This window comes from Arsukibacterium sp. UBA5043, from assembly GCA_002415085.1.
Taxonomy (GTDB): Bacteria; Pseudomonadota; Gammaproteobacteria; order Enterobacterales; family Alteromonadaceae; genus Alishewanella.
This window is the reverse complement of the sequence record DIBV01000004.1, coordinates 19368-30917: the sequence shown is the minus strand read 5'-3', so window position 1 is coordinate 30917 and position 11550 is coordinate 19368. Positions and strand designations below refer to the sequence as shown.

Below are 11550 nucleotides of genomic sequence, written 5' to 3'. Positions count from 1 at the left end.
TTCGGTGCAACTGAGCAGCTAGGTTAATCATAGTACCTCGGTATTTCCCGGGCTGGGCCGTCTAGCGCAGTCGGTCCAGTACATTAACATCGAAATCTGCTGCGCTACGGCCAGCATCAAATTGTAGTTCTTCGACTACCAGATCGGTACTTTTACCGGTTTGATGATTTTGCATCCGCAGTAGCATTGGCCGCCAGTATTTATCCTTAAATAATTTATAGTCACTGGCAACCAAGGTTTTAAGTAAGCTCTGTTTTTTATCGTAAAACTCAATTTTCTGCACCCGGTAATGCTGCTGGTCAATCCAGGCGATAGTTTTACTGTAACCCGAGAATTTATCGGCAGGGATCCGTTCAATCACATAGCACATCAGACCGTTGCATTCTTCTTCACGCAAATAACGAAACTGATATTTCTCCAGTTCGAACGATGCCATATCTTCGTAAGCAAATTCACTGGCCATAAAGGGTCCGGATTTATTGCGACTGGCAATCCGTCTGGTCCGGTTTATCGCCGGCAGGTACAGCCACTGGTCGTCCTCTGCCGTCGGATGAGAATGGCTTAAAAACGCCGACCCCCGCACATCCCGCGGTTCATCAAAAATAATCAGCGATTTATCACCATCGCCGATAACTTCTAATGCCAGGGTACGCATCCGCCGGATGCTTTCATTACCACCGGCATCCCGTAGCACCATTAGTACCTTGCTTTCGCTGTCACCCCAGCCGGTATCCCGCTGCTTTTGCTCGGTGGCGATTTGCAGGCCTTTTTCTGTATCATCTTGTGCTGGATCAGCGGTTGCCGGTATAGCCAGCAGCAGGGCTGAAGTAAGAAATACCGCGCCTGACCAAACGGGCCTAAGTTGTCGCATCAGTTTTATACTCCTTGGCATCAAATTTTAATAAGCAAGCTGGCAGAAACAAAAAGTCGATGATTAGTGCCACCAGGATCACCAGTGCAGTTAACATGCCCATATCAGAATTAAGCCTGAAACCCGACAGCATTAATACCCCAAAACCGGTGATTAATACCACGGTGGTGATCCACAACGCCCGCCCTACCGTGCTAAAAGCATAGCGTATTGCCTGCTCGGTTGCCTGCCCTTCCACTCTGGCCGCCCGGTATTTACTGAGAAAGTGCACGGTATCATCGACAATAATGCCCAGACTCATGCCGGCTACCACCGACAGCGCCAGATTAATTTCACCGCTGATAAGCCCCCATAAGCCAAAGGCGACCAGAGCAGGTGTAATATTGGGAATAAGGCTTAGCAGCCCCAGGCGCCACGATCGTAAACTAACCACCAGTAGTAACGAGATCAGTAACAACGCCACCGGCAGGGTTTGCAGCATTGACGCCATATTGCGCTCGCCAATATGGGCAAACATCAGGGCGGTGCTGGCTGCGCTGGCCGAATACGCGCTGGCATGCTCGCTCAGGTATTCGAGCGCCCGGCTTTCAAAGGCGGTAAGCTGTTTACTGCCCAGATTCTGTAAACTGACTGCAACCCGGGTAGCGCTTTTATCCAGATTTAACTGGTTATTTAAATCCAGCCCAAAAGGCAGTGACATTTCGTACATCAGCAGGTACTGCGCAGCTTGTTGCTGGGTTTCTGGCAGCCGGTAATACGCCGGGTCGTCCTGATGCATATTCATATTCAACCGCCTGATAGTGTCAGTAATGCTGTTAACATGCTGCACCTCCGGCTGGCTTTGCAGCCAGGCAGTAAAATCGGCCACTACGGCTAAAAAGTCCGGCTGATTAACCGCGCTGGCATCATCACCGGCTATCACAAAATCAACGGTGGTAGCACCGGTCAGGTTCTGCTCCAGAAAATCATTGGCCTGGCGAAACTCAGTATCGGCGGCGAAGTATTTTACCGCTTCATCATTAATGGTGTTCAGGCTAATCAGGGTACTGCAGCCAATAATCAGCACACTCATGCCCCAGAACAGCGGCCGTTGCCAGCGGATCACGGCATTTGCCAGCCAGAGCATGGTTTTATCGGTACTTTTATCAGTACTGCCGGCAATATTATCAGCACGCTGGCCGGCACCGATCGGTAAAAATAACAATAAAGCGGGCAGTAAAACCAAACTGAACAAGCAAGCCAGCATGACGCCAACGGCGGTCATATTACCTAAATCGCGCAATATTGGTACATCAGAAAAATTCAGGGTTAAAAAACCAATCGCAGTGGTGGCGCTGGTAATAAATACCGGCATGATATTGCGTTTTAAGCTGTACTGTATCGCCTGTAGCCGCTTGTCGCCTCGGCGCAATGCAAATTGCATAGAGGCAATTAAATGTACGGAATCGGCCACCGCTAGTGTCATCAGAATAGTGGGCACATTAACAGTGGCGGTACTTAAAAACAGGCCAGCCCAGCCGGCCAGCCCCAATGTGCTCAGTACAGTAACCACAATAATTACCAGGGTTGCCAGCGAGGCCAGGATTGATCGCAGCAACCAGGCCAGCATAATTAAAATAGCGGCAAACATAACAGGGATCAGGGTTTTAACGTCGTTTTCTGCTTCATAGGCGAAGGCATGGTTCATAGCCACCACGCCACTGACATAAAACGCGGTATCCGGGTAAGCCGTCTCAAAGCTTTGTAGCATCTCAGAAACAGCCTGCCACACCGCTTTAACTTCCTGCTGCAGGTTTTCTTCCGGTAACTGCAGAGTAATATTAATTGCAGTCACCGCGCCATCGGCAGCCACCAGTCGCTGGCGCAGCACCGGCTCATTTAACGCGACTTCAGCAATTTTTTCCAGTTCAGGGTCGGTTAGTGCCAGCTCCTCGCCAACCAGATCTGCAACCCATAAATCATTGTCTATCGCTTCAGTATGCTGATAATTACTCAGTGAATCTACCCGGATCGAATAGGGTGTTTGCCAGGCAGCTTCGGTTAATTGTCTGACCAGATCGAGCGTTTCGGCACTGAATACTTGCTTACTGGCTGGTGCTACAGCAATCAGAATATTGTCGCTTTTATTAAACTGTTGCTGCATTTGCTCAAAAGCCAGCAGCTGCGGGTTATCTTCGGTAAAAAATATTCGGTAGTCGCCCCGGAAATACAGCTTGCCAATACCTGTGGCACTGCCCGCAATAAGCACCAGACATAACACGGTGACAAGTCGTGGATAAGCCAGAATATGCTGGAGCCAGCGCTGAATCATCTGTTGTTACCTTAGGTTGAAATTAACGGCATACCGCTTAGTCTCTCAGCTTAGCAGGCAATTGGCTAAGCAGGGAATAAGCACCTGTATTCCTATTGATTTTTCAAGTAATTATTATAAAGCTTGCAATAAATTAACATCATGCTAAACATAATGCAGTGTTTACGTTAAATATTGGAGACAGGATGTCACTGGCTGTTGTTTACAGCCGGGCCCGCCACGGCCTGGATGCCCCGCTGGTTACCGTTGAAGTGCATATCAGCAATGGCTTGCCGGCTTTTCAGCTGGTGGGCTTGCCTGAAACCTCGGTAAAAGAGTCACGCGACCGGGTACGCAGCGCCATGGTCAACAGCGGCTTTGCCTTTCCTGACCGCAAAATCACCGTTAACCTGGCACCTGCCGACTTACCCAAGGAAGGCGGTCGTTTCGACTTACCGATAGCGCTGGGTATTATTGTTGCCAGCGGCCAGCTGAATGAACATAGTACCGGCGACTACGAGTTTTATGGTGAACTGGCACTATCCGGCGAAATCCGGCCGATTCTGGGCGAAATCCCGGTAGCAGTCGCTTGTCGTGACGCCGGGCGGGCAGCACTAATGCCCATGTTAAACGCCCAGCAAGCGCAGCAGGTACCTAAAGCGAAAATCCACGGCGCTGAACATTTATTGCAGGTACACAGTTTTTTACTAGCGCAGCAGGCACTGCCGGCTATTCCGCCATTGCCCGAGCGCCCGGTGCAACATATGGCCGATTTAGCCGACGTGCGGGGCCAGGGCCATGCAAAACGGGTGCTGGAGATTGCCGCGGCCGGTGAACACAACATGTTAATGCTGGGCCCAGCCGGCACGGGTAAGTCGATGCTGGCACAGCGCCTGCCCGGCATTTTACCGGCGTTAACCGAGCAGGAAGCACTGGCCACCGCCGCCATTTATTCTATTGCCGGCTTGCAGCGTAATCTGACTGACTGGCAACAGCGACCCTTTCGCAGCCCGCACCATACCAGCTCAGCGGTGGCATTAGTCGGCGGTGGTTCAGTACCGCGACCGGGTGAAATATCACTGGCCCATCATGGTATTTTGTTTTTAGACGAACTGCCGGAGTTTCCGCGCAAAGTACTGGACGTACTGCGGGAGCCTTTAGAAACAGGGATTGTGCATATCTCCAGGGCCGCCCGCCAGGCCGAGTTTCCGGCGCAGTTTCAGTTAGTGGCGGCGCTTAATCCCAGCCCGACCGGGCATCATGAGGATGGCCGGGCCACGCCAGAGCAGGTTATGCGTTATTTAAACCGCTTATCGGGGCCTTTTATTGACCGGATTGAATTGCAAATTGAAGTGCCCTTGCTGCCCAAAGGCATGCTAAGCCAGCAACATAGCACCGAGGAAAGCAGTGCCAGCGTAAAACAGCGAGTAGTCGCGGCCCGTGATATTCAGCTGGCCCGCCAGGGTAAAGCGAATGCCCGGCTAAGTGGCAGTGAAATTGCCGACTTCTGCCCGCTAAAGCAAGATGATGCCCGTTTTCTGGAAGACACCATTCACCGCTTTAAGCTGTCGGCCCGCACTTATCACAAAATAATTAAAGTAGCGCGCACCATTGCCGACCTGCAGCAGCAAACCAACATCAGTCGCGCCCATCTGATGGAAGCACTCAGCTACCGCGCGCTGGAGCGGCTGCTAAGTTATCTGAAAACCTAAACCAGTTTCCAGTTCAGGGTTTCACCGGCATAAAACGGTACTATCGGATTACCATTTGGCAGGGTGATCTCAGCCGGTACCTGCCACGATTGTTTCTGCAGGGTTACCGTGCCGCTGTTACGGGGCAGGCCATAAAAGTCTGCGCCATAATGGCTGGCAAAGCCTTCCAGTTTATCCAGACAACCGAGCTCATCAAATACCTGAGCATACAGCTCTATCGCGCTATGGGCGCTGTAACAACCGGCGCAACCACAGGCAGATTCTTTACGGTGCTTTTCGTGCGGCGCCGAATCAGTACCAAGGAAAAACTTCGCCGAACCACTGGCTACCGCTGCCCGCAGTGCTTGCTGATGGGTGCGACGCTTTAATACCGGTAAACAATAATTGTGCGGCCGTACGCCGCCTACCAGTAGGTCGTTGCGGTTCAGCAGTAAATGCTGCGGCGTTATGGTGGCGGCCACATTGCTGCCAGCCTCGCTGACAAAGCTGGCGGCATCGGCAGTGGTAATGTGCTCAAATACCACTTTTAACTGCGGCAGGCGGGCAACGATATGCTGCAGGTAGCGGTCAATAAATACTTTTTCCCGGTCAAAAATATCAATATCATGATCAGTCACTTCGCCATGCACTAACAACAACATGCCGTGCTCTGCCATCGCCTCAAATACCGGATACAGTGAATCCAGTGCACTGACTGCCGCACTGGAATTGGTGGTAGCACCAGCCGGGTAAAGTTTAGCGGCTACCACGCCGGCGGCTTTGGCTTCAATAATTTGCTGACGGCTGGTTTTGTCGGTTAAAAACAACGTTAACAGTGGCTGAAAATCGCTGCCCGCAGGCCGGGCAGCCAGGATCCGTTCGCGATACGCCACGGCCATTTCGGCTGTCGTTACCGGTGGCACTAGATTTGGCATGACGATGGCACGGGCAAACTGGCGGGCCGTGGCCGGTACTGTTTCCAGCAGCATATCGCCATCACGAAAATGCAAATGCCAGTCGTCGGGGGTTTGAATAGTTAAATGGCTCATCAGCGGCTCCGGGCGGGACAGAAAAGATGGTGGCTATAATAGCAAGGAATCTGCAGCGGTGAAATCAACCGCAGTCGGAAATAGTGGCCCCGTTGCTGTTTTAATTTAGCGTCGGCGGTTTTAACCGACCCCTGCTGTTTGCTACACTTGGCGTCTGATACCATGGCAAATACTACTCAGGTTGCCGCAAACAGGAGCTGACACCATGTCTGACTTTGACTCTGATCTGGATTTTGATTTAAACAACCTTGATTTTGATGGTGCCGAAGCAGCACTGGCCAAACAGCAGGCAGAAGCGGAAGCAAAAGCGGCCGAGCCGCAATTTGGTGACGACGATGACGAATGTAGCGGTGGCGCCTGTAAAATTTAGCGTTATTTCGGTTTAAGGGCTTATACTGTCAAAAAATAATCCCTGGATAATAAAATGAAAAAAACCCGTATTATTACTACTGACGACATTCTGCTAACACTCTGTCAGGCCGTCAGTGGTGTCCTCTCTGCAGCTGGTAACCCGGCCATCAGCCACTCACCCATGGTGCAGAAAATCCAGAAAACCTGCCTGCGACCTGATCTTGGCTGCTTTGTATTATTCGACGGCGGGTTTTCCGGGTTGGTAATCATCAACTTTACGGCACCGGCTGCGATGGAAATTTATCGCAAATATATGATGAGTATGGGTATGCCAGAAAACGAACTGGCGCAGTTTCATACCTCTGATGAAGTGGGTAACGTGATGGGCGAACTGATGAATCAGATCGTCGGCGACTTTACTAACAAGGTACGGCTGGATTTACATACCTCAATTAATCAAAGCCAACCGAAAATGATGGCAATTAACAAGCAAGTGCAAATTCTGATTAACACCCAGCTCGATCAGCCTCAGGCCCGCCGTGTCACCTTCAGCACACCAGAGCATAATATTTTTTATATGGAACTGGCGATGGATAAAACCGAATTTATTCAGCTGCAAGAGTTTGAGCGGACCGAACAGGAAAACCCGGACGATATTCTGGCGAATGCTCAGCAGTACCGTCAGGAAAATACCGTCGATGTTGAGCCAGCAGTAGACGATGATTTTCTGAAAAATCTCGGTTTCTGATTCTGACAAGGCCACCGGCTGTTTCAGCCTGATACCCCTTTAGTCTGCCGCTGCGGTGGCAGAACCAGAGTACAAAAACTGGCGCCACAATTGGCTTGCGCCAATGGCCAGCACCCCGGCGAGCATCAATAGCGAAAACGGTAACGCATCGCCGGTGTAAAACCATGCCAATAGCGGCCCGGCTATGGCACCGCTACCAAAGCGTAAGGTACCAATTACTGCAGTCGCGGTGCCGCTGTTATCCGGAAACTGCATGATAATCATCGCGTCAGCATTGGTAGCCATTAACCCTAGGCTGGCCATCAATGGTGCAATGGTAAATACCGTGTACCACAGTCCCAGTCCTGCATAGTTAAAACCGCACAGTAAACCGGCACACACCAGGGCCACCATCAGGCCAAAGCGTAACATTCGCTGCGGTCCAAAACGCACCACCAGCCGGCTGTTCAGTAAGTTAGCGCTCATTAACGCTAACACATTAAAACCAAACAGCAGCGCAAACATTTGCTCAGTAACGCCGAAATAGCCGATATACACAAAAGAAACCGCAGTTAAAAAACAGAAAAAAGCAAAGGAGGCAAACATTGAACTGGCAATATCAGGCCAGGCTGATTTTTGCCGGAATACCTTCAGATAACCACTGAAAAAAGCAGGCCGCCGCTGGCCATTATCGCTTTTAATCTCGGGTAAATAGCGCCAGCTGAAAAACACCACAACCAGGCCATACATCGCTAAAAACAGAAAAATGGCCTGCCAGTTTGCCAGCCAGATAACCCCACTTCCCAGCGCAGGAGCAACCAGAGGCGCCAGCATCATAATCATGGATACATAAGACATACCTTTGGCAGTATGTTGTTGATATAAATGTCGGATAATTCCGGGCACAACCACCGATGCTGCTGCTCCCGCCAGCGCTTGTAGCGCGCGCCAGGCCAGAAACCATTCAATGCTGTCTACCTGACTTAAGGCAACACTTGCCAGAATAAAGCCGCTTAAGCCAAACACCGCCAGGGGCCGACGGCCCAACATATCCGCTAAAGGACCGAATAACAGCATACCGATGCCGTAAGCGGCCAGAAAAATGCTTAGCGATTGCTGCACCAGCCCGATACTGGTACCCAGCTCCGTTGCCATCATTGGCATGGCTGGCAGGTACATATCGATTGCCAGCGGCGTAGTGGCGACAACCGCCGCCAATAACATCAGCAACCAGATAGATGGCTCAAAACGGGGCATTGCAGGTACTCTTCTTTGGGGTGAATATTATCGCCGCATCTACGTTAGCGACAGAGATGTAGCGCTGACATTGTTAATTTACCGGCAGCAGTAGTTGTAAGCTGGCACCGCCCAGTGGGCTGTCGCCAATGATCAGCTTGCCCTGATGCCATTGTACAATACGCTGCACAATGGCCAGTCCCAAACCAAAACCGCCTTCTTCACGGTTACGGCTTTGCTCCAGGCGATGAAAGGGTTTCAGTACTTCCGCCCGCCGCTCAAAAGCAATGCCAGGACCGTCATCATTAACGCTGATCCGCAACTGGCCCTGCCGGGCTTTGACATCAACCACAATTTTGTTTTTGGCATACCGCTTGGCATTAACCAGTAAATTCTGGATCGCCCGCTCCAGATAGTGCGCGTCGCAGTAAAATAGTGCGGTTGCTGGCAGTTGCAACTCAATGGTTGCTCCTGGCAATGGTGCCAGTTTTTCAGCTACATTATGAATCAACTCGGTTAAATCTACTTGTTGTTTTTTCAGATTCAGTTGATGGCTTTGCAGTCTGGCGTAATCCAGCATTTCGTCAACCAATTGCTGCAGCTCCCTGACATCCTGCAGCATCAGGTTTTTGTCGTTATCCGGCAGCTGCTCTGCGATTTCCAGTGCAAATTTCAGCCGGGCGATGGGTGTACGCAATTCATGTGACACAGCATGGGTCATTTCCCGTTGCAGCTCCAGCAACGAGATAATTTGCTGGCTCATTTGCTGAAAACTATCGGCAATAGGTGCGATAAATGACCGGGCCGGTAACTGCAATTCAGCGGGTTGCCCTTTGCCAAAACGGTGCAGGCCTTGCTGCAAAAAACGGATATCCCGCGCTACCGGCCATAGCCATAATGCCACGGCAACGGCCAGCAAGCTGAAAAACAGAATGCTGAACCAGTCAAAACCCGAGCGCTCATTTAATTGCAGCGGTCCCACCAGCCACAACTGCTCGTCGCGCAGGCCATAAAAATACACACTGTTATCCTGAAACAACGGCAATAAATGGTTTTGCTGCAATAATTGCCACTCTGCAGGCTGCCAACTGACACTATCCAGCGCTACCGCCTGATAAGGCAATCCCAGATGACTGGGCCACTGCGCTTCAGGTAACCGCATCACCAGTGCCATTTGCTCGGCCAACGTATCGACCAGGGCCGGTGGCTGGTCACCCTGGGCATATTGCCATAGCTGATCAACCGCCCAGCCCAGGCCAATTAATACCAGAAACAAAAACAAGTAAAAGTGCAGAAACAAACGATGCATAGTTACCAGGCGTCAGCTACAAACAAATAACCTTTACCCCAGACGGTTTTAATGCGGAACGGTACTTCGGCATTATCGCCCAGTTTACGGCGCAAATGCGACACACGCACATCCACCGTGCGATCCAGACCATCATATTCACGGCCGATAATCTGCTGATGAATGGCTTCCCGTTTAACGGTTTGACCGGCGTTGCGCGCCAGCATCCATAATAAATCAAACTCATAGCTGGTAAGCTCTACCAGCTTACTGTCAAACCAGGCTTCCCGAGAGCGCTGCTTTAACATTAAGCGGCCAAATGCCAACTCCTGCTGCTCGGCTTGCGGGCTAACCTGAGTGCGCCGCAGTAACGCATTAATCCGGGCCAGCAATACTCTGGGTTCTACGGGCTTTATCACATAATCATCCGCTCCCAGTTCCAGCCCTAACACCTGATCAATATCGCTTTGTCTGGCGGTAAGCATTAGCACCGGGCCTTTGTACCAGGGCCTTATTTGCCGGCATACGCCAAACCCATCCAAACCGGGCAACATTAAATCCAGTACAATTAAATCAGGTTGAAATTGTTTACATTGTTCTGCTACCAGATCGCCCCGGCTTTGCTGCTGCACGGTAAAACCATGTTGCACCAGAAAGCTTTGCACCAACCCGGCCAACCGGGCATCATCTTCCACTAACAGGATCTTGGCCATTAAAAAATACTCCATGCGCCTGAGATACGGCGACGCTTTGTGGGTTGCCGGCTTAATACCTGCAATTCGGTACTAAGCAACACCTGCTGTTGCTGGCGTAAGCTTAGCCAGCCAGTTTGCCAGTTAACCTGTTGCTGCCAGTGGCCGCTGGTGGCTTCCTGCCAACAGCGTTCCGCCTGCTCGGCCAAATATAAACACACCGTACGGGGCGTATTACTAAACCAAATCACCCGCAACTCTGCGGCGCAGCCTTGTTCCAGCTTGTCAGCAATACATACTACCGGGCTTACTTGCCAGCACAACGGCTCAGCACAATCTGCTCCGGCAACCTCAGCCTGACTGTATAACGATACGCCAAGCAGTAAGGTGAGAAACCAACGGGGCCACCACATCAGAAAAACCGGTAACTCACGCCACCAAACCAGGTTGTAACATGATCTGAGCGCACCAGTGCGCTGTCAGTCATGGCGCTGTCCAACTGTAAATAACGAAGAAATGCCACCAGACTAAGTCGCTCTGTTAATGGTTTGTTCCAGTTTAACCGAAGTTCCGCCTGCCAGCTATCCCGCCCCTGATATTCCTGACCTGGCGGTACCTCTAATGCCGTTAAACCGTAATAGGTGTCTATCAGACGGGCACTTTTCCAATGCAGATTGGCTGCTAACTGCCAGTTACCATAAGCGTTTCGCCAGCCCCGCCGCGCACCGGCTGTGGCATACTGACCATGATGTTGCTGGCTGGCGTCGGTCCAGTAAGCAAGGTGCCATGAAATGTCATGCCGGACCGTGTCTAACTGCAGCCCAACATCGAATGCGGTAGGTCTTTTTGATACCTGATTGACTGCAATTTCAGAAGGAGCCTGACGTTCAAAGGTTGCACTAAACTGAGGCATCATGGCAGTGCTGGCTTCAAACTGGAGTACATTACCGCTAAACCATTGCTGAAAGTAACCTTTTTCCTGGTTCAGCTGACCGATAATACTTAGCTGCGTATGCTCGTTCAGGGTAATACTGCTGCCAAGCCGGCCATTGTCGAAAAACCAGTATTTGCCGTAGTAAAAAATTTCAGGTAATACCACTAAATCAAGCTTTTTGCCGCCATGTAGCGGATTACTGCGCTGGCCATAGCCCAGCGCCAAGCTTAAATAAAACTTTTGCTCTTCAACACAGTCATTACCCCGACAGGAAGGCGTGTCAGCCCCAGCTCCGCCGCAGCTTAACAACAGGCTGATTAATAACATTATTTTTAACAACATTCTGAACACAAAAGCTTACCTGATAATGGTGACAGGGTAGTTTAGCAAGCGCCACGCCTGCACCGAAACAGAAATAACA

The 11550-nt window shown here is 50.9% G+C and carries 11 protein-coding genes; 3 read left to right on the top strand and 8 right to left on the bottom strand.

What is annotated here, in order from left to right:
* Positions 1-61: 61 nt before the first annotated feature.
* Both B2Q61_RS04325 and B2Q61_RS04320 read right to left on the bottom strand, forming a co-directional pair.
* The gene (locus B2Q61_RS04325; RefSeq protein ID WP_290619859.1) at positions 62-871 is read right to left on the bottom strand and encodes an outer membrane lipoprotein-sorting protein; all 810 of its coding nucleotides are present in this window, start codon (positions 869-871) and stop codon (positions 62-64) included.
* Positions 858-3182 carry an efflux RND transporter permease subunit gene (locus B2Q61_RS04320; RefSeq protein ID WP_290619857.1) on the bottom strand — a complete coding sequence of 775 codons (2325 nt, stop codon included), beginning with the start codon at positions 3180-3182 and terminating at the stop codon, positions 858-860. The genes B2Q61_RS04325 and B2Q61_RS04320 overlap by 14 nt, the downstream gene beginning before the upstream one ends.
* Before the next feature lie 185 nt (positions 3183-3367).
* Between B2Q61_RS04320 and B2Q61_RS04315 the strand changes: the two genes are divergently transcribed.
* Positions 3368-4873 (top strand): YifB family Mg chelatase-like AAA ATPase, encoded by a 1506-nt coding sequence (locus tag B2Q61_RS04315; protein ID WP_290622776.1) that lies wholly within the window; start codon positions 3368-3370, stop codon positions 4871-4873.
* Here the strand turns inward: B2Q61_RS04315 and pyrC are convergent.
* Positions 4870-5901 (bottom strand): dihydroorotase, encoded by a 1032-nt coding sequence (pyrC, locus tag B2Q61_RS04310; protein WP_290619853.1) that lies wholly within the window; start codon positions 5899-5901, stop codon positions 4870-4872. The genes B2Q61_RS04315 and pyrC overlap by 4 nt on opposite strands.
* 205 nt (positions 5902-6106) lie before the next feature.
* Between pyrC and B2Q61_RS04305 the strand changes: the two genes are divergently transcribed.
* Together B2Q61_RS04305 and B2Q61_RS04300 are read left to right on the top strand one after the other, a co-directional pair.
* The gene (locus B2Q61_RS04305) at positions 6107-6271 is read left to right on the top strand and encodes a hypothetical protein (protein ID WP_290619852.1); all 165 of its coding nucleotides are present in this window, start codon (positions 6107-6109) and stop codon (positions 6269-6271) included.
* Positions 6272-6325: 54 nt separating this feature from the next.
* The gene (locus B2Q61_RS04300; RefSeq protein WP_290619850.1) at positions 6326-7000 is read left to right on the top strand and encodes a DUF3334 family protein; all 675 of its coding nucleotides are present in this window, start codon (positions 6326-6328) and stop codon (positions 6998-7000) included.
* Positions 7001-7039: 39 nt separating this feature from the next.
* On the opposite strand, the gene B2Q61_RS04295 is transcribed toward B2Q61_RS04300, so the two are convergent.
* The 5 genes from B2Q61_RS04295 to B2Q61_RS04275 all read right to left on the bottom strand — a co-directional run bounded on the left by B2Q61_RS04295 (position 7040) and on the right by B2Q61_RS04275 (position 11471).
* Positions 7040-8236 carry a multidrug effflux MFS transporter gene (locus tag B2Q61_RS04295; RefSeq protein WP_290619848.1) on the bottom strand — a complete coding sequence of 399 codons (1197 nt, stop codon included), beginning with the start codon at positions 8234-8236 and terminating at the stop codon, positions 7040-7042.
* 73 nt (positions 8237-8309) lie between these two features.
* Positions 8310-9524, bottom strand: a complete 1215-nt coding sequence (locus B2Q61_RS04290; protein ID WP_290619846.1) for an ATP-binding protein — start codon at positions 9522-9524, stop codon at positions 8310-8312.
* 2 nt (positions 9525-9526) lie between these two features.
* Positions 9527-10216 carry a response regulator gene (locus B2Q61_RS04285; RefSeq protein WP_290619844.1) on the bottom strand — a complete coding sequence of 230 codons (690 nt, stop codon included), beginning with the start codon at positions 10214-10216 and terminating at the stop codon, positions 9527-9529.
* Positions 10216-10608 carry a DUF3019 domain-containing protein gene (locus B2Q61_RS04280; protein ID WP_290619841.1) on the bottom strand — a complete coding sequence of 131 codons (393 nt, stop codon included), beginning with the start codon at positions 10606-10608 and terminating at the stop codon, positions 10216-10218. Before B2Q61_RS04280 ends, B2Q61_RS04285 begins: the two co-directional genes overlap by 1 nt.
* Positions 10608-11471 carry a MipA/OmpV family protein gene (locus B2Q61_RS04275; protein ID WP_290619839.1) on the bottom strand — a complete coding sequence of 288 codons (864 nt, stop codon included), beginning with the start codon at positions 11469-11471 and terminating at the stop codon, positions 10608-10610. Before B2Q61_RS04275 ends, B2Q61_RS04280 begins: the two co-directional genes overlap by 1 nt.
* Positions 11472-11550: the final 79 nt, after the last annotated feature.